Source organism: Arthrobacter sp. 8AJ (assembly GCF_902506025.1).
Lineage (GTDB): Bacteria > Actinomycetota > Actinomycetes > Actinomycetales > Micrococcaceae > Arthrobacter.
The window spans coordinates 870022-890456 of the sequence record NZ_LR733289.1; the positions used below are offsets into that span (position 1 = coordinate 870022).

The 20435-nt window shown below is 65.1% G+C and carries 17 protein-coding genes; 9 read left to right on the plus strand and 8 right to left on the minus strand.

The window, feature by feature from the left end; all coding sequences use genetic code 11:
• Positions 1 to 2183 (minus strand): transglycosylase domain-containing protein (locus tag BACI349Y_RS04035; RefSeq protein ID WP_201302387.1); only part of this gene is annotated, 2183 nt, incomplete at its 3' end.
• A gap of 37 nt (positions 2184 to 2220) precedes the next feature.
• On the opposite strand from BACI349Y_RS04035, the gene BACI349Y_RS04040 reads away from it, so the two are divergent.
• The 8 genes from BACI349Y_RS04040 to arfA all read left to right on the plus strand — a co-directional run bounded on the left by BACI349Y_RS04040 (position 2221) and on the right by arfA (position 9951).
• Positions 2221 to 2376, plus strand: coding sequence for a DUF4177 domain-containing protein (locus BACI349Y_RS04040; RefSeq protein WP_009359196.1), 156 nt, complete (start codon positions 2221 to 2223; stop codon positions 2374 to 2376).
• Position 2377: 1 nt separating this feature from the next.
• On the plus strand, positions 2378 to 2911 hold the full coding sequence (locus tag BACI349Y_RS04045; protein ID WP_159630690.1) for a RidA family protein: 534 nt from the start codon (positions 2378 to 2380) through the stop codon (positions 2909 to 2911).
• 15 nt (positions 2912 to 2926) lie between these two features.
• Positions 2927 to 3838 carry an NUDIX hydrolase gene (locus BACI349Y_RS04050; protein WP_159630692.1) on the plus strand — a complete coding sequence of 304 codons (912 nt, stop codon included), beginning with the start codon at positions 2927 to 2929 and terminating at the stop codon, positions 3836 to 3838.
• A gap of 62 nt (positions 3839 to 3900) precedes the next feature.
• On the plus strand, positions 3901 to 4902 hold the full coding sequence (locus tag BACI349Y_RS04055) for a LacI family DNA-binding transcriptional regulator (protein ID WP_159630694.1): 1002 nt from the start codon (positions 3901 to 3903) through the stop codon (positions 4900 to 4902).
• Positions 4903 to 5117: 215 nt separating this feature from the next.
• Positions 5118 to 6452: an extracellular solute-binding protein gene (locus BACI349Y_RS04060; RefSeq protein WP_159630696.1), complete on the plus strand. Its 1335-nt coding sequence runs from the start codon at positions 5118 to 5120 to the stop codon at positions 6450 to 6452.
• A 97-nt stretch (positions 6453 to 6549) separates the two neighbouring features.
• Positions 6550 to 7458 carry a carbohydrate ABC transporter permease gene (locus BACI349Y_RS04065; protein ID WP_159635166.1) on the plus strand — a complete coding sequence of 303 codons (909 nt, stop codon included), beginning with the start codon at positions 6550 to 6552 and terminating at the stop codon, positions 7456 to 7458.
• Between the two features lie 2 nt (positions 7459 to 7460).
• Complete coding sequence (locus tag BACI349Y_RS04070) at positions 7461 to 8357, plus strand: carbohydrate ABC transporter permease (RefSeq protein ID WP_159630698.1); 897 nt, start codon at positions 7461 to 7463, stop codon at positions 8355 to 8357.
• Positions 8358 to 8412: 55 nt separating this feature from the next.
• Entirely contained in the window at positions 8413 to 9951 is a 1539-nt protein-coding gene (gene arfA, locus BACI349Y_RS04075) for an arabinosylfuranosidase ArfA (RefSeq protein WP_159630700.1), read from the plus strand.
• Positions 9952 to 10007: 56 nt separating this feature from the next.
• On the opposite strand, the gene BACI349Y_RS04080 is transcribed toward arfA, so the two are convergent.
• Positions 10008 to 10685: a Crp/Fnr family transcriptional regulator gene (locus BACI349Y_RS04080; RefSeq protein ID WP_011775987.1), complete on the minus strand. Its 678-nt coding sequence runs from the start codon at positions 10683 to 10685 to the stop codon at positions 10008 to 10010.
• 196 nt (positions 10686 to 10881) lie between these two features.
• Between BACI349Y_RS04080 and BACI349Y_RS04085 the strand changes: the two genes are divergently transcribed.
• On the plus strand, positions 10882 to 12066 hold the full coding sequence (locus tag BACI349Y_RS04085) for a MarP family serine protease (RefSeq protein ID WP_159630702.1): 1185 nt from the start codon (positions 10882 to 10884) through the stop codon (positions 12064 to 12066).
• 39 nt (positions 12067 to 12105) lie between these two features.
• Here the strand turns inward: BACI349Y_RS04085 and aroQ are convergent, their stop codons facing one another.
• From aroQ to BACI349Y_RS04115, 6 genes are all read right to left on the minus strand, one after another.
• Entirely contained in the window at positions 12106 to 12570 is a 465-nt protein-coding gene (aroQ, locus tag BACI349Y_RS04090; RefSeq protein WP_159630704.1) for a type II 3-dehydroquinate dehydratase, read from the minus strand.
• A gap of 132 nt (positions 12571 to 12702) precedes the next feature.
• A complete protein-coding gene (locus BACI349Y_RS04095; RefSeq protein WP_159630706.1) occupies positions 12703 to 14910 on the minus strand; it encodes an alpha-galactosidase in 2208 nt (735 codons plus the stop codon).
• A 123-nt stretch (positions 14911 to 15033) separates the two neighbouring features.
• Positions 15034 to 16362, minus strand: a complete 1329-nt coding sequence (locus tag BACI349Y_RS04100; RefSeq protein WP_159630708.1) for an ABC transporter substrate-binding protein — start codon at positions 16360 to 16362, stop codon at positions 15034 to 15036.
• 77 nt (positions 16363 to 16439) lie between these two features.
• Entirely contained in the window at positions 16440 to 17273 is an 834-nt protein-coding gene (locus BACI349Y_RS04105) for a carbohydrate ABC transporter permease (RefSeq protein WP_159635169.1), read from the minus strand.
• A gap of 77 nt (positions 17274 to 17350) precedes the next feature.
• Positions 17351 to 18286 carry a carbohydrate ABC transporter permease gene (locus BACI349Y_RS04110; protein WP_159630710.1) on the minus strand — a complete coding sequence of 312 codons (936 nt, stop codon included), beginning with the start codon at positions 18284 to 18286 and terminating at the stop codon, positions 17351 to 17353.
• Entirely contained in the window at positions 18273 to 20336 is a 2064-nt protein-coding gene (locus tag BACI349Y_RS04115; protein WP_159630712.1) for a beta-galactosidase, read from the minus strand. Before BACI349Y_RS04115 ends, BACI349Y_RS04110 begins: the two co-directional genes overlap by 14 nt.
• Positions 20337 to 20435 lie beyond the last annotated feature (99 nt).

Consider the following 20435-nt stretch of genomic DNA (forward strand, 5'->3'; position numbering starts at 1 on the left):
GTGTTGCGGGTGGTGCCGTTGATCATGTTGCTCGGGGGCGCGGGGAACGGGTTGGTCCCGTACGCCGGAGCGATCTTGGTCATGAAGTTGGAGAACATCGGCCCGGCGATCATGTAACCGTCGATGCCCGGGTAGAACTTGCCGTTGACGGTGATGTTCTGTCCCGCGCGGCTCTGACCGCCCAGGGGGTCACCGAACCAGGCGGCAGTGGCCAGGCCGGTGGTGTGGCCGACAACCCAGGTGGAACCGTTGTTGTTGGAGGTACCGGTCTTGGCGCCGATGGGGAAGCTGGTCTTGGTCGAAAGGCGCGGCCGGATCAGGGAGCCGGAGCCCTGGTTCATGACTTCCTGCAGCGCGTAGTTCACGCCGCGGGCAACCTCGGGCTTGATGGCATCGCGGCAGCTGCTGGACTGCGCCGGGAGCTGCTTGCCGGTGGCGTCCACAACCGAGGTGATGGCGATGGGTTCGCAGTACTTGCCGTCATTCGCAAACGTGGCGAATGCACTGGCCATGGTGAGCGGTGACGTCTGGGTGGAACCGAGCAGGTTGCCCAAGGTCATCATGTCCACCTTGGGGTGCGGTTCGCTGCCGTCTGCCGAGGGCAGTCCGCTGTGCAGGCCCACGGCGTCGACGATCTTCTGGATGCCGCAGAAGTCCAGCTGCGCTGCCGACGCGAACGTCACGGTGTTGATGGAGTTGTAGAGGCCCTCAAGGACGGTGAGCGGGCGGTACCACTGCGGCTCAGCGTTCTGGAGGTCGTCCGCAGCGCCCAAGGACTTCTGCGCCGTGTTGTACGCGCCGTTGACCTTGCCGCAGGTGTTCTTCCACGGGTAGTTGAGCGGATAGACGCGCTGGGCTGCGTTGACCACCGTGTTCATGGTCTTCCCCTCATTGAGCCACTCGGCGAAGGTGAAGGGCTTCATGGTGGATCCGGGCTGGAAACCGCCCACGCCGTTGAGGTCGTTGCCGTCCTTGTCCAGCTTGTCCACATTGAAGTTCAACTGGGAATCAAAGCCCTGGCCGGGCAGGAACGTGGTGTTCTGGGCCATCGAGACGATCTTGCCTGTACCCGGCTGCACAGACACCATCGAGGAGCCCCACTTATCGGGGTTGGCCCCGGTGGCGGCGTTGACCTGTTCCTGGGCCGTGGCCTGGGCGTTGGGGTCAAGGGTGGTGGTGATGGTCAGGCCGCCGCCGTAGATCAGGCGCTGGCGTTCCTTGACGTCCGCTCCGTAGGCCGGGTTGTTCTCCAGCAGGTGCAGGATGTAGTCGCAGAAGTACGGGGCGGAAGCGGCGTAGGCGCAGCCCTGCTTCGGCTGGGTCACCTTGGGCTCCACCGGCGTGGCCACGGCGGCCTGGTACTCCTCCGCGGTGATCTTGTTCTGGTCCTTCATCAGGCCCAGCACCAGGTCACGGCGCTGCTTGGACTTCTCCGGGTTTGTGATCGGATCGAACGCGGACGGGCTGTTTACCAGGCCTGCCAGGAGCGCCGCCTGCGGCAGGGTCAGGTCCTTGGCGGTGGTGCTGAAGAAGTAGTGGGACGCCGCTTCAATGCCGTAGGCGTCACGGTTGAAGAACACGATGTTCAGGTAGCCCTCAAGGATCTGGTCCTTGGTGAACTCCTTCTCCAGCGCGATGGAGAGCTTCATTTCGCGGAGCTTGTCGCCCACGCCTTTGTTGACGCCGTTGAGCTTGATCTGGTCCTCTTCGCCGGCGGCTGCGAGGTTGGCGTTGAGGACGTTGTTGACGTACTGCTGCGTGATGGTGGACGCACCCTGCTTGTTGCCGCGGGCGGTGGCGACCAGCGCGCGGAGGATGCCGGTGGTGTCCACACCGCCGTGCTCGTAGAACCTGCTGTCCTCCACCGCGATGATGGCATTCTTCATGTTCGGCGAAATCTGGTCCAGCGGAACCTTTGTGCGGTTCTCTGTGTACACGCTGGCGATCTCGCTGCCGTCGGCAGCCAGGATCCTGGTGGTCTGGCTCGGCGGATCAACCTTCAGTTCCGCCGGAAGGGAATCGAAGAAATCGATGGAACCGCTTGCCGCGCTGCCGGAGACGGCGGCGGCAGGGACCAGCAGGCCCGCCACGAGGACACCGCAAATCGCGCTCACACCAAGGAAAAGAAGGATCTTACCCAGTGTGGTGGCAGTGTCGAATAAGGGGTTGTTGCGAGTCGCCATGTTTTCCACTTTACCGGCAAGGGCTACGCTTTCTCTCATGACCAAATGGGAGTACGCGACGATTCCGCTCATCATCCACGCCACAAAGCAGATCCTGGACCAGTGGGGAGAGGACGGCTGGGAGCTCGTCCAGGTAGTCCCCGGACCTGACGGCAACGGCCTTGTCGCCTACCTCAAGAGGGAGAAGCAGTAGCATGAGCACCCCCGCAGAAGCCCAGTCCAGCGCCGCAACGGCGCCGGCATCCGCCGTCGAACAGCGCCTCGCCGAACTTGGCCTCACCCTTCCCGAGGTTGCCGCCCCGGTAGCCTCCTACGTCCCTGCCGTCGTCTCCGGCAGCCACGTGTACACCTCGGGCCAGCTGCCGTTTATTAACGGCAAACTCGAAGCTACGGGCAAGGTGTCCGCCGGTACGGAAGGGTTCGCCGACGAACCCACCGTTTCCCCGGAGGACGCCCAGCGCTACGCGGCTGTCTGCGCGGTCAACGCACTGGCTGCCGTCAAGAGCGTAATCGGGGACCTTGACCGCATCACCCGCATCGTCAAAGTTGTGGGATTCGTCGCCTCGGACCCGACGTTCACGGGCCAGCCCGCGGTTGTCAACGGCGCTTCGGAACTGCTGGGCCGCGTCCTTGGCGACGCCGGGCAGCACGCACGTTCCGCCGTCGGCGTTGCCGTTCTTCCGCTCGACTCTCCCGTAGAGGTCGAGCTGATCGCCGAATTCAGCTAAGACCGGACACTTCCCTTGCCTCACCTCGCACGACGCCTTTTTGCACTGCCCCAGGATCTTGAAGGGGCAGCACAAAGCTGGCTCGAACACGGCGAGCGGACCCCCAGGGCCGCCCGTTACGCATCATCCGTAGTCCTCCTGCGTGATTCCCCCACCGGCCTGGAGACGTGGCTGGGTTACCGGCCCGGCTCCTCGCCGCTGGGGGTCCTCGCGTTCCCCGGTGGGTCCCTTGACCCGTCCGACGACGAGCCCATGGGTTGGCTGGGCCCGTCGCCGCAGCACTGGGCTGAGCAGATGGGAACGGACGACGTCGGGCTGGCGCGGCGCCACGTGGTGGGCGCCATCCGGGAGCTCTTCGAGGAAACAGGCATCCTGCTGGCCGGCCCGGACATGTCCAACACGGTCGAAGCCACCTCAACCTCCGAATGGATGCGTGCACGCGTTGCGGTTGCGGACCAGGAGAAGACCCTGGCCCAGGTGCTGGGCAAGCGCGGGCTCTCCCTGCGCACCGACCTGCTCAAGTCCCTGGTCAACTGGCGCAGCCCCGACTTTGCACACCGCAGGTTCGACACCCGCTACTTTGCAGCCACCCAGCCGCTTGGCCAGGAACCGTCGCTGCTTGAGGGCAAAGGCGTGTGGGGCAGGTGGGTGAACGCCGCGGAGGTGGTCCACGAGCGGAACACCAGCAAGCTCGGTGACGAGGCAGGCCAGGAGAACACCGTGGGCCGGCCCCTGGGTGAACTGCTTGTGCCGGGTTCCGAGATCATGCTCGAGAAGATGGCGACGGCCAACGGCTGCATCGCGTATCTGAGCTACAAGCGCAAGCCGCACGTGTACCAGCCGGTCCTGGTCGAAGAGGACGGCAGGCTCATGCTTGAAGTCGAAGCGGCCAAGACCGTGGCGGGGGACCACCAGCGCGAGCGCTGATGCTTCGCCGGGCCGGAGTATAAACTCGTCAGCAAAACCACACCGGGAGCAAGGGGGCGCGTTTGCGCGCAACGGTCAAGGACGTCGCGCGCCTCGCCGGGGTTTCGCCAAAGACGGTCTCGAACGTCATGAACGGAATTGTTCCCGTCAGCGCCCCCACCAGGTTCAAGGTGGAGCAGGCCATGGCGGAACTGGATTACGTGCCCAACCTCTCGGCCCGGGGATTGCGCAACGGCAGGTCTGGCGTCATTGCCCTGGCATTGCCGGACCTGGCCACGCCGTATTCTGCCGAAATTGCGCACAGCGTGGTGGAAGTAGCCCATGAACAGGGCTGGAGCGTGCAGATCGAGGAGACGGGATCCGATCCCACCCGCGAGTACGAATTGATGTCCCGCGCGCGCTCCAACCTGATAGACGGGTTGATCCTCAACCCCGTGGTGCTGGACGAGAGTGCCGTCAAGGTGGGCGTCGCCCTGCCCCCCGTGGTCCTGCTTGGGGAAGTGTCCCAGAAGCTGGCCGACCGTGTGTGGGTGGACAGCGTCGCCGCCGCCCGTGACATGACACTGGCGCTCGGCAGGACGGGCAGGCGGCGTATCGCGGTCCTGGGCGCCGCCGAGGGCAGGGGCTCCGCGGCAGCCGTCCTCCGCACCCGCGGGTACCAGGCCGCGCTTGGCGAACTCGGCATCCCCTGGGACGACTCGTTGATCATCCCGTGCGAAAAGTGGAGCCCGGATACGGCAGCCCATGCTCTTTCCGCCTACCTTGACGCGCACCCGGTGCCCGAGGCGCTGTTCTGTTTCACCGATTCCATGGCGATCGGTGCCCTGAGCGTGTTGTGGAAGCGCGGCCTTCGGGTTCCCGACGATGTGGCCGTTGCGGGTTTCGACGACATCGCGGATGCGAAGTACGCGGTGCCGTCACTGACCACAGTCTCGTTCGACAAGCGCAGGGTGGCCAGCGAGGCCCTGCGGCTCCTCACCGAACGCATGCAGGACCGCGAGGGCCCGCAGCGGGTGGTGGCCGTCGATTACGAAGTCGTGGAGCGGGAAAGCACCTCTTCCTAGGCCCTGCGCGCAGCGCCTGCCACTGGCGTGGCGTCGAAGCGAGACAGCGGAATCACTTTGCGAACGCTAACAATTTTCGTTGCGGGACACATTACATCGATGTAATGTGAGGCGTGCGTCACACCGGAGCTTGCGGGACTGCGATGAGGGACACCCGGCAGCAACGGTTGTGGCAACGGAATGACTTTCAGCGGACCCATCCAAAGGAGTGACGGGTGAAGCAGTTTGATTTTTTCGACGACAGGCAACTGTCCAGGCGCCGGCTGTTGTCCGGAAGCGCAGCGTTGGGAAGCGTGTTCGCCGCGGCGGCCTTGTCCGGGTGCGGCGGAAATGCCTCCGCCGCGGCCCCCAGGGACATCCAGTTCTGGCATCTCCTGTCCGGTGGCGACGGCATCAAGATGCAGAACATGATCAGCAAGGTGAACGACGCCAACCCCGCGTTCAAGGTGCACCCGACAGTTCTTGCCTGGGGGCCGCCGTACTACACCAAGCTGGCCATGGCATCGGCCGGCGGCCGTCCGCCGCAGTTGGCCATCATGCATGCCAGCCGCGTTCCCGGCTATGCGCCCGGCGGCCTGATCGACCCATGGGACCTGGACCTGCTGTCAGAGTTCGGCGTCACCAGCCAGAGCTTCGCGCCCAGGATCTGGGACAAGAGCCAGAACAACGGCAAAGTCTTCTCCATCGCCCTGGATTCGCACCCCTTTGTCATGTTCTACAACCGTGACGTGGCGGGAAAGGCAGGACTGCTTGGCAGCAACGGGCAGTTGCAGGAAGCGAAGTCCCCGCAGGAATTCATCAGCATCGCGCGTGAAATGCAGAAAGTGACCCAGGCGCACGGTCTGTCCTTCGGGTACCTCGGCAGCGGGTCACAGATGTGGCGCCTTTTCTACACCCTCTACCGGCAGCACGGGGCAAGCATGGAACTGACCCCCGGCAAGCCAATGGTGGCCGACAACGAGGCCGCCGTTGAGTCCCTGGAATTCATGACCTCCCTGTTCGATGACACCATCGCGGCGCAAAGCGGCGACATCAGCACCGGCATCGCGGAATTCGCCCGCGGGGGATCAGGCATGCTCTTCAGCGGGGTCTGGGAGCTGCCCACCTTCAAGAAGGCAAACCTGCCCGTTGACGCCGCCACCATCCCCACGCTGTTTGGAACGCCGGCCGCCTACGCTGACTCGCATTCCTTCGTGCTTCCCCGGCAGCTGAACGTCGACGACGCCAAGCGCCGCGACGTCTACAAATTCGTCAGCGACATCCTCAAGGGCTCGCTGTCCTGGGCTGAGGCAGGGCATATCCCCGCCTTCCAGCCGGTGGTGCAATCCCAGGCCTACCGCGAACTCACGCCCCAGATCCACTACGCCAACGCCGCAGACATCATCGCCTACGACCCGGAGGCCTGGTTCAGCGGATCGGGCTCCGACTGGCAAACGTACTTTGCGGAGACCGTGCAGAACGTGCTCCTCGGCCGCGACAAGGCAACTGATGGCTGGGATGCCTTCGTGCGGCGCACCAATACCCTGCTTTCCCGTCCCAACCCGGTTTGAACCGCCAAGCGACACAGGAGTCCAAATGAGTTCCGTAGCAACTTCACACAGCAGCGAGGGTCCGGCGGGTTCGCTGCCCGGGCTGTCCCGCCAAAGAATGTCCAGGCAGGCGGGGTCCAGGACCGCCGGGTCCCGTTCCCAGGGAAGCAGGGACAACCTCAACGGCTGGGCCTTCGCCGCACCGTTCCTGGCATTCTTCCTGGTCTTCCTCGTCTGGCCCCTCCTTTACGGGCTGTACATGAGCCTGACCGGCAAGTCCCTTACCGGCGCCAACGACAGCCTGATTGGGCTGGCGAACTACAGCGAAGCCCTCGCCGACTCCGACATGTGGCATTCGCTGGGCAACACCCTCTACTTCACGGTCATCAGCACCGTCCCGCTGGTGGTCGTCGCCCTGGTGATGGCCGCCCTGGTCAATGTCGGACTGCCCGCGCAATGGCTGTGGCGGCTGTCCTACTTTGCCCCGTACCTGCTGGCCTCCACCGTTGTCTCCCTGTTCTTCACCTGGATGTACAACCCCCAGTTGGGCCTGATCAACGACTCGCTGGCCAAAATAGGGCTGCCGAAAGTTGCGTGGCTGAACGACCCCGGCGTCGCGATGTGGGCAATCGTCATCGCCACACTGTGGTGGACGGTGGGCTTCAACTTCCTCCTGTACCTGGCGGCGATGCAGAACATCCCCGCCCAGCATTATGAGGCGGCGTCGCTGGACGGCGCCGGTGCCTGGCGGCAGTTCTTCTCCATCACCCTGCCGCAGCTGGCCCCCACCACCGTGATGATCGTGCTCCTCCAGATCCTGGCCTCGCTGAAGATTTTCGACCAGGTCTACCAAATGACAGCCGGCGGCCCCGGCGGCGCCACCCGGCCCGTGGTGCAGTACATCTTCGAAACCGGCTTTACCGGATACCGCCTGGGCTACTCGGCAGCCATCTCCTACATCTTCTTCGGACTGATCGTGGCTGTCTCGGTCATCCAGTTCCTCATCACCCGCCGCAGGAGTGCATAGCCATGGCAACTGAAACCCTCGCCCGCCCTGTTCCCTCCACGGCCACGCCGTCCGCCGGCGGCAGGAACGGCCGCAGGATGAGCCCCGGCCGCGTTGCGGTCCTGGCAGTCGCCGCCCTGCTGGCCGTCCTCTGGATGGTGCCCTTTGCCTGGGCAACCGCCACCGCTTTCAAGAGCGAAACTGATGCCGCCGCTCCGAAAATCAGCTGGATCCCGCCGTCGGGCTTCACCGCCGATGCGTTCGTCAAGGTGTTCCAGGACGGCAACATCCCGCTCTGGACCTGGAACTCCCTGTACACCTCGGCGGCCATCACAGTGATCACGCTGGTCATTTCCGCGCTGGTGGCCTACGCGCTGTCCCGCATCGACTTCCGGGGCAAGAAGGTCCTGATGACCGTGATCATCGCGTCCATCATCGTTCCCCCGCCGGTCCTGATCATCCCGCTGTTCTACCAAATGGTGGCACTGCATATGATCGATACCTCCTGGGCCATCATCCTGCCGCAGGTCATCCATCCCGCCATGGTGTTTGTGCTCAAGAAGTTCTTCGACCAGATCCCGCGCGAACTCGAAGAAGCCGCGGTCATGGACGGCGCCAGCCGGATGCGGATTTTCCTCCAGGTCATCCTTCCGCTGTCCCGCCCCATCCTCGCGGCCGTGGCAATCTTCGTGTTCATCGGCGCCTGGAACAACTTCCTCTGGCCGTTCATCGCCACCAACGACGGGTCCGTCCTGACCCTCCCCGTGGGGTTGCAGACCATCAAGAGCGCCTACGGCATCCAGTACGCCCAGAACATGGCGTCCGCGTTGCTCGCGGCCCTGCCGCTGATCCTGCTTTTCCTGTTCTTCCAGCGCCAGATCATCAAGGGCGTTGCGACGACGGGACTCGCCGGCACCTGACGCCCACCGTCGCTTTCCACCACCTGCCTGACGTTCAACCAAGGAGATCATTCTTATGTCCCGCGCCAGAATCACCCTCGACCGCGACTTCACCATCGGCGAAGTGCCCCGGCGCCTTTTTGGCTCCTTCGTGGAGCACATGGGCCGCTGCGTCTATACCGGCATCTACGAACCGGGCCACCCGGAGGCCGACGAAAACGGCTTCCGCCAGGACGTCCTCAAACTCGTCAAGGAGCTTGGCGCCACAGTGGTCCGCTATCCCGGCGGCAACTTCGTCTCCGGCTACGACTGGGAAGACGGAATTGGCCCCCGCGAAGACCGGCCGCGCAGGCTTGACGGGGCCTGGCACACCCTGGAAACCAACGCCTTCGGCCTCCACGAGTTCGTGGACTGGTCCCGCCAGGCCGGTACCGAAATCATGGAAGCCATCAACCTGGGAACCCGGGGAGTGGACGCAGCCCGCGCCATCGTCGAATACGCCAACCACCCGGGCGGCACCCGCCTTTCGGACCTGCGCGCCAAAAACGGCCACAAGGACCCCTTCAACATCAAGCTCTGGTGCCTGGGCAATGAAATGGACGGCCCCTGGCAGATCGGCCACAAGACGGCAGAGGAGTACGGCCGGCTGGCCCAGGAGGCGGCCAAGGCCATGCGGTTCGTTGACCCGGACATCGAACTGGTGGCCTGCGGAAGCTCCAACTCGCGGATGCCCACGTTCGGAGCCTGGGAGCAGACCGTCCTGACCCACGCCTACGACGAAGTCGACTATGTTTCCCTGCACGCCTACTACCAGGAGCACGACGGGGACGTCGGCAGCTTCCTGGCCAGCGCAGTGGACGCCGACTACTTCATCGAATCGGTCATTGCCACCGCAGACGCGGTCCGCGCCAAGGGCAAGCACAAGAAGCACATCAACCTGTCCTTCGACGAATGGAACGTCTGGTACCAGCGGGGCCTGGACACGGAGGACCAGCCGCACAACGTGTCCAAGGCCGGCTGGCGTGAGCACCCCCGGGTCATCGAGGACAAGTACAACGTGACGGACGCCGTCGTCGTCGGAACTTTGCTCAACTCGCTGCTCCGGCACGGCGACCGGGTCAAGATCGCCAACCAGGCGCAGCTGGTCAACGTCATCGCCCCCATCTTCAGCGAGGAGAACGGTCCGGCCTGGCGGCAAACGATCTTCCACCCGTTCTCCAGGATGGCGGAACTGGCGAAGGGCCAGATCCTGCGGTTGTCCGTCGACTCCGACAAGTACGCCAATACCCGGTTTGGCGATACGGACCTGGTCGATGTGAGCGCCACCTGGAACGAGGAGACGGGCCGGGTGGCCTTGTTCCTTGCCAATCGCGGGCTCGAGGAGGCGGCGGACGTGGAGGTCAGCCTGCGGGGCTTCGACGCGCAGCGGGTGGTCAGGGCGGAAGTGCTGGAAATCCCTGACGGCGGTGACCGCTTCACCATCAACAACCAGGACAACCAGGACCGCGTGGGCCTGAAGCCGCTGGAGGGTGCCAAGGCAAACGGCTCTGAGCTGCGGCTCAGCCTTCCTGCGTTGTCGTGGGCCGTCGTCGAACTGGACGTGGTGAAGAACTGACTCCCGCAGCTGCGCAACAAAAAAGGCCGCCCCGTGGGGCGGCCTTTTTTACGGTCCTAGCGGGAGCGCTGGCGGAGGCGCTGCATGTCCAGGATCACCACGGCGCGGGCCTCGAGCCGGAGCCAGCCACGCTGGACAAACTCGGCCAGGGCCTTGTTGACGGTTTCGCGGGAGGCGCCCACCAGCTGCGCCAGTTCTTCCTGCGTGAGCTCGTGCGCCACCAGGACGCCGTCAGTGGCCGGGCGGCCGAAGCGGTCGGCAAGGTCCAGCAGGGCCTTGGCCACGCGGCCCGGGACGTCCGAGAAGACGAGGTCCGAGAGGGAGTCGTTGGTGCGGCGCAGGCGGCGGGCCAGGGCCTGCAGCAGCTGGGCCGAGACCTCGGGGCGGGTGCGCAGCAGGGCGTTCAGGCTCTCGTTCTTGAGCCCGGCCAGCCGGGTTTCGGACACCGCGGTGGCGGTGGCGGTGCGGGGGCTGGGATCAAACAGCGCCATCTCGCCGAAGAGCTCGCCGGGGCCGAGGATGGCCAGGAGCGACTCACGGCCGTCCGGGGACGTGCGGCCGAGCTTCACCTTGCCGGAGACGATGAAGTACAGCTGGTCACCCTGGTCACCTTCGCGGAACACCGATGCGCCGCGGGAAAGGTCCACCTCGGTGAGTTCGTCCGTCAGCAGCCGGAATGCGTCGTCGTCGAGCGTGGCGAAAAGGGGTGCTCGGCGCAGTACCTCGATGTCCATGAAATCTCCTGAGTAAAAGTATCGGCTGTGGGCGCTTTTGCCATTGTTTCAGAATTTTCAAGGTTCTGTGACGAACTTGGCATGGGAAACGCCCGCAGGCAGCCCGCCGGCGGTCCGCCGGAGGCCGCTGCACCCCACAGAAGATTGTCAGCGTCCGCCACTAGAATGGTGGTTCAACTGTAAATAAGGAGCCTTTGTGGTCGGCCTGACTGTCCTGGACATTGTCCTGATCCTGGCGCTGCTGTCATACCTCGTCTACGGCCTCCGCAATGGGTTCCTGGTCACAGTCGGCGGCCTCGCAGGCTTTGCCGCCGGCGCCATTGCCGCTTTCTTTGCCGTCCCGCTCGTCAGCACCTTCGTTGAGGACTCCGGGTGGAGGCTCACCGCCATCATCGCTGCCGCCGTCGTCCTGATGGCACTGGGGCATGGCCTGGGAACCATGGTGGGGCGCCAACTCCGCGGCGTGGTGCGGATCAGGCCGCTGCGGGCGGTGGACCGGCTGGTGGGCGGGGCGCTGAACCTTGTGGTGTCCGCCCTGGTGATGTCCATGCTGGCATTCAGCGTCAGCTCGCTCGGCGTGCCCGTGGTGTCCCAGCAGCTGGCTGAGTCCAAGGTGATCCGATTCATCGACGGGCTGACGCCCACCCCGGTCAAGGCCACCATGGCGGAGCTGCGGTCCACGGTGATCGGCAACGGCATTCCCACCCTGCTCGAAGGGCTGGACCAGGGCCAGGCCGTCCAGGTGCCCAACACCAGCACCAATACACCCGCGCTCAACCGGGCTGCCCAGTCCGTCCTGAGGATCGCAGGCACGGCCTATGAATGCGGCCAGAACCAGACCGGCAGTGGGTTCGTCGTCTCGGAAGACCGCGTGGTAACCAACGCGCACGTGGTGGCCGGCGTGTCGCAGCCGGTGGTGGAAATGCCCGACGGCGGGGCCATGCCCGGGCGCGTGGTCTACTTCGACACCCGGCGCGACCTTGCAGTCCTGGCCGTGGACAACCTGCCGTCCCAGCCGCTGCAACTGAGCCGCGACCTGCCCGGCGGCAGCCAGGCTGCGTTCGCCGGGTACCCGCACGGCGGCCCGTTCCAGTCCAAGCCCGCCACCGTCCAGGACATTGCCACCGTCCTGGTCCCGGACATCTACGGCAACAATCCCGCGCCGGAGGACATCTACCGCCTTGCCGGGGACGTCCAGCCGGGCAATTCCGGCGGCCCGCTGCTCACCACCGACGGCCAGGTGGCAGGCGTAATCTTCGCCAAGGCAACCTCGGACGCCGAGGTGGGGTTCGCCATCACCATGAATGACCTGGACCCCGTCGCGGAGCAGGCGCCGTCGCTGGCCTCCCCCGTGTCCTCCGGTCAGTGCATCCAGAAATAGGGCACTGCATCCAGAAGTAAGGGCGCCCCGTCCGTCCGGCTAGAGGACCTCTGCCAGGTAGTCGATGGCGAGCTTGTAGCCGAACACTCCAGCACCCACGATTACTGCCGCGCAGACCGGCGACAGGTAGGAGTGGTGCCGGAATTCCTCCCGCTGGTGCACGTTGGTGATGTGAACCTCGACGGCGGGAAGCTGCACGGCTGCCAGGGCGTCACGAAGTGCCACGGAGGTGTGCGTGAAGGCGCCCGCGTTCAGGACGATTCCCACGGCGGCGCCCCGGGCTGCGTGGATGGCGTCCAACAGGACGCCTTCATGGTTGGACTGGACGCACTCCACGGCGAATCCGTGGTTCTTCCCGGCGGCCGCAGCCAGCTGTTCGACGTCGGCAAGGGTGGAGGTGCCGTACTTTTCCGGCTCCCGCGTACCCAGCATGTTCAAGTTGGGGCCATTGATTACGAGGATGGTGCCGCGGCCGGCTTCGACGGTGGAGGAGGCTTCAGTCATGCCTGCAAATCTATCGGTTGGCCCTCCCCGCCGCGCATTCTTACGCCGGCATACACCATCGACTGCTGAGTACTTGTCGTTCTGAAGCTCCAAAACGACACCTACGGAGCAATCGATGGGGTATTGGGTTTGCTACAGGGCCGTGACCTTCAGCAGTACTGCGTGCTCCGGGTTGAGGATGGGCATGGGCAGCCCCACCTCTGCCAGGAACCTGCCGCTGGCCTCTGCGCCGCCGGACAGCCAGGCGGGCGGCTCGACCTGCGTGAACGTGTGGGCATGGTCGGCGTCGTCCGTGGTGGGGAAGAGCGCTTCCACCCGGTAGCTGCGGCCGGCGTCGAGCCCCGGGATGCCGATGCGGCCCGGTGCCTCCGCTGCCGAGGTGCGCGTGCTGACCAGGGCGAACAGCGCCGCCGTCGTCCCTTCCTGGACGTCGATGCCGTCCCCGGCAGAACCGGCCACCACACCGTGCAGGAGCAATGAGTCGTCGGCGAGGTCGGCGTGGACCCGGCGGCCGCTGTGGATCAGGCCCCGGTGCTCCTTGTACAGCCCCACGATGCGCCGCAGCTCTTCGCGGTCCTTGCCCTGGACGCTTCGGATGTCCCACTCCATGCCGAAATGACCGAACAGTGCCGTGATGGCCCGGAAGGACAGGTCGTGGGTGCGGGCCGTGGTGTGCGAGGTGGTTGGGCCGATGTGGCTGCCCACCAATTCGGGCGGAACCACCGCACCGGTCCAGCGCTGGATGGTCTGCCGCTCCAGCGCGTCGTTGCAGTCGGAAGCCCAGATACGGTCGGTCCGCTCCAGGATGCCCAGGTCGACACGTCCGCCGCCGGAAGAGCAGCTCTCAATTTCCACGCCGGGATGGGCCTTCCGGAGCTCGTCAAACAGGCGGTACGCGGCCAGGGTCTGTGCGTGGACCGAGGGGCGGCCGGCGTGGCCGTGTTCGGCCAGGTCACGGTTCTGGTCCCACTTCAGGTAGCTGATGTTGTTCCCGGCCAGGAGCGCATCGATCCGGTCAAAGACGTACTGCCACGCCTCCGGGTTCACCAGGTCGATGACGTGCTGGTTGCGCCACTCCAGGGGAAGCCGGCCGCCGTCCTTGTGCGCGGCGGCGGAGGGGCCCACGATCCAGTCCGGATGCGCCCGGGCCACGTCCGAGTCCAGGTTCACCATTTCCGGCTCGACCCACAGCCCGAACTCCATGCCACGCGAGGTGACCGCGTTGATCAGCGGGGCCAGCCCGTCCGGCCAGACGGTCCCGTCGACATACCAGTCTCCCAGCCCGGCGTGGTCGTCACGGCGGCCCCGGAACCAGCCGTCGTCAAGCACGAAGCGCTCCACGCCCAGGCCGGCCGCGGACTCCGCCAGTTCAATCAGCGTGTCCAGGTCGTGGTCGAAGTACACGGCCTCCCACGTGTTGAGCACCACGGGGCGCGGTTTGCCTGCGGGCAGGCCGGTGGACGCGGCGGGCAGCACGTGGTGGGGGCGGGAGCGGAACCAGCTGTAGAAGGCTTCGGTGATGCCGTCCAGGCCGCGGTCCGAGTAGGCGGCGAACAGTGCCGGGGTGGTGTAGCTGCCACCCGGTTCCAGGGTGACTTCCGCGGGGCCCAGCAGCTCCGAGCCGCCGATCATGGTCCGGCCGTCACCGATGGTGTCCGCGAACTGTTCGTGGTTGCCGCTCCAGGCCAGGTGCGTCGCCCAGACTTTGCCATGCCGGTTGCCGAACCCCTGGGTGCCGGCGGCGAACAGCAGGGAGGAATCGTGGCCGGTGCGGCCGTGCCGTCCGGTCCGGACCCACGTGCCTTGCTGGATCCGGTGCCGCTGCGGGTGGCGTTCCCGGCACCAGCGCCCGGTCAGGTCCAGGAGTTCGACGGCGTCCGGTGCCACCGGGAGGACGGTGGCCAGCTCGTCCACCTGGAACGGGGTGGTGCCGTCATTGGTGACGGTGTGGCGCAGTTCCAGCAGGCCGCCGTCGTGAAGCTTAAGGGAGGAGGAGACACTGAGCCCGGCGTCGGCGTCGGCCTGCACGATGGTGGCGGCGGCACCCTCAGTGTTCACGGAGGTGACGCGGAGGCGGGACGAGAAGTCGAAGCCGGCGGCGCCGGCGGTGATGCGATGGCCGCGCAGGGCAGGCCGGCCCCGCCAGGCGGAAGCGGCCGAGGGGAGGAGGCCGGCTGGAACGTGGGCGTCAATGGAGGAATGCCCCACCGGAGCGCCCAGGATGCCGAGGTCCGGCACGTCTGCTCCCAGGTCGGCGCCCCAGTGGATGACCTCGGCCTCCCCGCTGTCGAAGCTGACCAGCAGGCTGGTGCCGGCGGAACGGAGGTACAGGGGGTCCATCACTTCTCCTAATGGGATGTCGACTGTGCCGGCGGTTTACCGGAACAACGTCACCATCCCCGCCGGCCGCGGGGATGGTGACCTTTTTGGTGAGGGAATCCTCCCTCATGGGGAGCCCTGCAGTTACTCCTTGACGGGGATGGACTGCGACTTCAGGGCTTCGATGGTTTTCGCCTGACCATTCTTGAGGGCATCCAGAAGGGTACCGCTGCCGCCCGTTGCCTTGCCGAAACCGTCGGAAACGTCAGTGTACGTCTTGGTCATGGTGGGCCCCCAGGTGAAGTTGGGGTTCACGTTGGAGGACGCGTCGGCGAAGACGTCGTATATCTTCTGGGCGCCGAAGTAGTCCACGCCGCCGGAGAAGGCGCCCAGGTCCTTGGCCGACTTCGCAGCGGGGTAGAGGCCGCCAAGCTTATTGGCCAGCGCCAGCGCCTCGGGATCGGTGTTCAACCACAGGGCGAACTTGGACGCTTCATAGGGGTGCTTTGAGCCCTTCAGGACTGCAGTGGAGGAACCTCCCCAGTTGCCTGCGGCCTTTCCGCCGGCTTCCCACTGAGGCATCGGGGCAACCGCCCACTTCCCGGCCGTATCCGGCGCTCCGCTCTGCAGGGTTGAGGCGCCCCACACGGCAGAAACCCAGGTCCACTGCTGGCCCTTGTTGAAGGAGGCATTCCACTCATCGGAGAAGGAGGGAAGGGTGGATACTTGGCCCTTCTCCAGCAGCTTCTGCCAGTAGTTGGCCACCTTCTCGGACTCCTTGCCGGTCAGGTTGACTTCCCACTTGTCGTTGGCGTTGGAGAACCACTGCCCGCCCGCCTGCCAGACATTGCCGGCGAACCAGTTGACGTCGCTGCGGGGGAAGTTGGTGATGTAGGAGCCGCGGGCCCTGATCTGCTCAGCCGCTGCAGCATATTCGTCCCACGTGGTGGGGACCTTGATGCCCGCCTCCTTGAAGAGGTCGGCCCGGTAGAACATCGCCATTGGACCGCTGTCCTGCGGGATCGCGTAGACGGCCTTGTCCTCCCCGAACGTCACCTGGCCCCAGGTCCAGTCGACGAACTTGTCCTTGGCGCCGGCTACTCCCTCACATGCGGCTATGTTCTCCAGGCCGTCCTGGACCCGGAAGTTCGGCAGCGCATCGTATTCGATCTGGCCCAGGTCCGGGGCGTTGCCGGCCTGCAGCTGGTTGAAGAAGTTCTGGTATGTGCCCGAGTTGCCGTTGGGGCCCGTCTGGACCTTCACCTTGATGTCCGGGTGGTCCTTGTTCCAGAGGTCCACCACCTTGTCCATGCCGGGTACCCAGGTGGTGAATGACAATTCGACCGGTCCGGAGGAGGGCTTGCAGGACGTGTCCTGGGACGCGGAGGTGCTTCCGCCGCTGGAGCAGCCCGCAAGGGACAGCGCCGAGACTATGGCAAAGGCGGCAGTGGCTTTTCCGTAACGCACGCGCATTTCTATTCCTTATTAGTGGGGTGGGTGTACCGGGGCGGGGCGCCGCGGGACGTGTAATGGGGGGAATCTGCAGGGGGTTATTTGACGCTGCCGGCGCCCAGGCCGCTGCTCCAGAAGCGCTGCAGCGCCAGGAACGTCGCGATGAGCGGAAGGATCGACACCAGGGCGCCGACGATGACCAGGACCCGCAGCTCCGGAATCTGGCTGATTTGGCTGTTCCATGCGTACAGTCCCAGCGTGACCGGGAACAGGGCCTGGTCCCGCAGCATGATCAGGGGCAGGAAGAAGTTGTTCCAGATGGCGACGAACTGGAACAGGAAGATGGTGACCAGGGCGGGAGCCATCAGGCGGGTGGACACGGTAAAGAACGTCCTGGCTTCCGAGGAACCATCGAGGCGCGCAGCCTCCAGCAGTTCCGTGGGAACACTTGCAGCGGCATAGATCCGCGCGAGGTAGACGCCGAACGGGCTGACGAGGCTGGGCAGGAAGACGGCCCAGAGGGTGTTGGTCAGTTTCACCTGGCTGAAGATCAGGAACAGGGGGAGGGCCAGGGCTGTGGCGGGGACCAGGACGCCGCTGAGTACGACGTTGAAGATGGCCTCCCGGCCGCGGAATTCGTACTTGGCCAAGGCATAGCCGCACATGGCGGCGATGACGGTGCCCAGCAGGGCGCCGAGGCCGGCGTAGAGCGCACTGTTCAGAAGCCACCGGCCAAAGACACCGTCGCTGTAGGTGAAGAGGTTGCCAAGGTTGGCAAAGAACGTGGGGATGGAGTCCGCGGTGAACCAGAGCGGCGCCGTGCCGGTGATGTCCCCTCCCGTTTTGGAGGAGGAGACCAGCAGCCACCAGATGGGGGTCAGGAAGTAGAGCGTGAAGACACCCATGATGAGCATCGCCGCACCGCGGGACATGATGCTGTGCCGCGGGCCCCGGGGGCTGCCGGATACGGGGGACGTCTTCTTGGTTGTGGTCACGGCTGTTGCTGCGCTCACTGGGAAACCTTCCGCTGGGTCGCCTTGAGGAAGACGAAGGAAAGAACGAATGTGGCCAGCGCCAGCACCACGGAGAACGCTGCTGCCAGGCTGTAGTTCGGCACCGACGCCGTTGTGTAGACGGCCAGGTTCGGAGTGAACGTGCTGCTGATGGCGGAACTGAAGCTGCGAAGGGTCTGCGGCTCGGCAAGGAGCTGGAGGGTCCCGATGATGGAAAACACTCCGGTAAGGATGATGGCCGGAACCACGAGCGGTATCTTGATCCGCCAGGCGATCTGCAGGTTGCTGGCGCCGTCCAGTTTTGCTGCCTCGTAGATCTCCGTGGGGATGGCCAGCAGCGACGAGTAGATGATCAGCATGTTGTAGCCGACGTAGACCCAGGTCACGATGTTTGCGATGGCCCAGAGGACCAGGTCCGCGGAGAGGAAGTTCACCTGTGACGTAACGGCGCCGAAGGGGGAAAGCGACGGGGAGTAGAGGAAGCCCCACATGATCGCGGCGATAACGCCCGGTACTGCGTAGGGGGCGAAAAATGCCAGCCGGAAGAACTTCTTACCCTTCAGGAGGGGCGAATCGAGCAGCAAGGCAAACAGGAGGGCAAGACCGAGCATGATCGGCACCTGGACCACTCCGAAGAGCAGGACGCGGCCCACGGATTCCCAGAATTCGGTGTTCTGGAACACCTGCTGGTACTGGACGAGTCCGCCGAAGACCTGTTGGGGAGGCCCGAAGGTGCCCTTGCGTTCCACGGTGAGGAGGGATTGGACCACGGCGAAGACGATCGGCACCGCATAGAAGGCCAGGAAGAGCAGGCCGAACGGCGCAACGAACAGGAGGACGGCGCGGCGCTGGGCGGCCGACGTCCTGGGTTTCCGGGCTGGCGGTGCCCCCGCGGCCATTGCCGGAGCAGTTTGGTGTCTAGTCACTTTCATCATCCTTAAGGCCGGTGATGCGGCCAGTGGTTGGGGGTGCTGAGCTGAAGCTGCGGACGACGCGCACGGTGCCGGCAGGAATGACGACGGCGGTGGAGACTTCTTCCCCCGCGATCAGTTCGTATCCGTGTGCAGGGTATTTGTGCTCATCGTCCGAGTGGTTGATAAGGAAGGTGTACGTGTGCTCCGCGTCTGACCTGGCAATGACTTCCAGCCCTGCCGCGGTTACCTGCACAGCGACACCGGCTTCGGCGGCGGCTCCGGCCACAACATCGCGGAGGGCTTGGGGATCGAGCACTGTGCCGATGTACCAGGCGTTCCCGGCGCCGTACCGGTTGCGGGTCACCGCCGGGGTGCCGGTGAGGTGGCCCTCAGTGAAGGACGCTTTTGCCTCCGCGCCCTCCAGGCGCAGGGCCTCGGCCCACAGGGCGGCCGTGGCTCCGGTATCCAGCGGCAGGAGCTGTCCGGGCGGCATGGGCAGGAATTCCTCCGAGCGGACGCCGAGGAGGTCCCGGAACGCGCCCGGGTAGCCGCCGGTCAGTACTGTGTCGTTTTCGTCGACAATGCCGCTGAAGTAGGTAACCACGGCGTGGCCTCCGTTGCTGACAAAGTCTGTCAGGGCCGCGGATTCCTGTTCACGGACGAGGTAGAGTCCGGGAACCAGTGCCAGCTTGTAGCCGGAGAGGTCAGAGCCGGGGGCCACGATGTCCACCGTGATGCCGTTGTCCCAGAGCGCTTTGTAGAGGGAGTGCACTTGGTCCAAGTACCGTACGTCCGAGGAAGGGTGTGACTCCTGGTCGTAGGCCCACCACGCTTCCCAGCTGAAAACCAGTGCAGCTTCGGCCTTCACCGTGGTGCCGGCCACCCCGGCGAGCTTTTCGAGGATGTGGCCGAGCTCTTTGACTTCCCGCCAGACCCGCGAGTCTGTTCCGGCGTGGGGGAGCATGGCCGAGTGGAATTTTTCGCTGCCCTGGACGGAGGCCCGCCACTGGAAGAAGCAGAGTCCGTCCGCCCCGCGCGCCAGGTGGGTGAGTGAGTTGCGGAGCATCTGGCCCGGGGCCTTGGCAATGTTGCGGGGCTGCCAGTTCACGGCAGAGGTGGAATGTTCCATCAGCAGCCAGGGCTCGCCCTGGGCAAGTCCGCGGGTGGCGTCTGCGGCGAAGGCCAGCTCCCCCGTGGGGTCCTCGAGCCGGTGGTCCAGGTAGTGGTCGTTGGCGATGATGTCCATGTGGGGCGCCCACGCCCAGTAGTCCTGGTTGCGGATGTGCGCGGCGACCATGAAGTTGGTGGTGACCGGGATGCTGCTGTGCTTCCCCAGCACGTCCGCCTCCGCCTGGTAGTAGCCCAGCAGTTCGTCGGAGCTGAAGCGGTGGAAGTCGAGCAGCTGGGTGGGGTTGTTGGTGGAGACCGTGATTCGCGGGGGCAGGATTTGCTCCCAGGCGGAGTAGCGCTGGGACCAGAAGGCGGTGCCCCAGGCGCTGTTGAGGGCATCCAGGGTGCCGTAGCGCGCAGTCAGCCAGGTGCGGAACGCAGCGGCGGAGACGTCGCAGTAGCACAGGGCGTTGTGACATCCCAGTTCGTTTGAAACATGCCACAGCCGTACTCCAGGGTGCGTGCCGTACCGTCGTGCTACTTCGTCCACCAGCCGGAGGGCATACTCCCGGTAGCGCGGGGAACTGGGGCACCATGCCTGCCGGCCGCCCGGCCATGCCCGGACTCCTGCTGCGGACTCCGGGAGGATTTCCGGATGCAGGGTTGTCAGCCACGCAGGGGTGGACGAGGTCCCGGTGCCGAGGTTGGCCCCGATGCCATTGGCGTGCAGCAAATCCAACACCTGGTCGAGACGTTCAAAGGAGTAGGTCCCGGGGGAGGGCTCCAGCTCGGCCCAGCCGAAAATGTTGACCGCAACGAGGTTGACCCCCGCCTCTTTCATGAGCCGGACGTCTTCCTGCCAGACGGCGGGATCCCACTGCTCGGGGTTGTAGTCGCAGCCGTAAACGAGCTGTCCGTTCCCGGAAAGCTCGGCAACTGACGTTTTGGTGGGGCTCAACCCTGCTCCTTCGGCTTGCGGCAAACGTGCAAGACGGGGAAGCCCCTGCTCTTGGACGCTGTTGTCTCAACGATCTCTGTGAACGTTCCCAGACAGGCG

Coding starts and splice junctions, on each gene's coding strand:
- BACI349Y_RS04040 (WP_009359196.1), top strand. CDS start 2,221: ATGACCAAATGGGAGTACGCGACGATTCCGCTCATCATCCACGCCACA.
- BACI349Y_RS04045 (WP_159630690.1), top strand. CDS start 2,378: ATGAGCACCCCCGCAGAAGCCCAGTCCAGCGCCGCAACGGCGCCGGCA.
- BACI349Y_RS04065 (WP_159635166.1), top strand. CDS start 6,550: ATGTCCAGGCAGGCGGGGTCCAGGACCGCCGGGTCCCGTTCCCAGGGA.
- BACI349Y_RS04070 (WP_159630698.1), top strand. CDS start 7,461: ATGGCAACTGAAACCCTCGCCCGCCCTGTTCCCTCCACGGCCACGCCG.
- arfA (WP_159630700.1), top strand. CDS start 8,413: ATGTCCCGCGCCAGAATCACCCTCGACCGCGACTTCACCATCGGCGAA.
- BACI349Y_RS04080 (WP_011775987.1), bottom strand. CDS start 10,685: ATGGACATCGAGGTACTGCGCCGAGCACCCCTTTTCGCCACGCTCGAC.
- aroQ (WP_159630704.1), bottom strand. CDS start 12,570: ATGACTGAAGCCTCCTCCACCGTCGAAGCCGGCCGCGGCACCATCCTC.
- BACI349Y_RS04095 (WP_159630706.1), bottom strand. CDS start 14,910: ATGGACCCCCTGTACCTCCGTTCCGCCGGCACCAGCCTGCTGGTCAGC.
- BACI349Y_RS04100 (WP_159630708.1), bottom strand. CDS start 16,362: ATGCGCGTGCGTTACGGAAAAGCCACTGCCGCCTTTGCCATAGTCTCG.
- BACI349Y_RS04105 (WP_159635169.1), bottom strand. CDS start 17,273: ATGTCCCGCGGTGCGGCGATGCTCATCATGGGTGTCTTCACGCTCTAC.
- BACI349Y_RS04110 (WP_159630710.1), bottom strand. CDS start 18,286: ATGAAAGTGACTAGACACCAAACTGCTCCGGCAATGGCCGCGGGGGCA.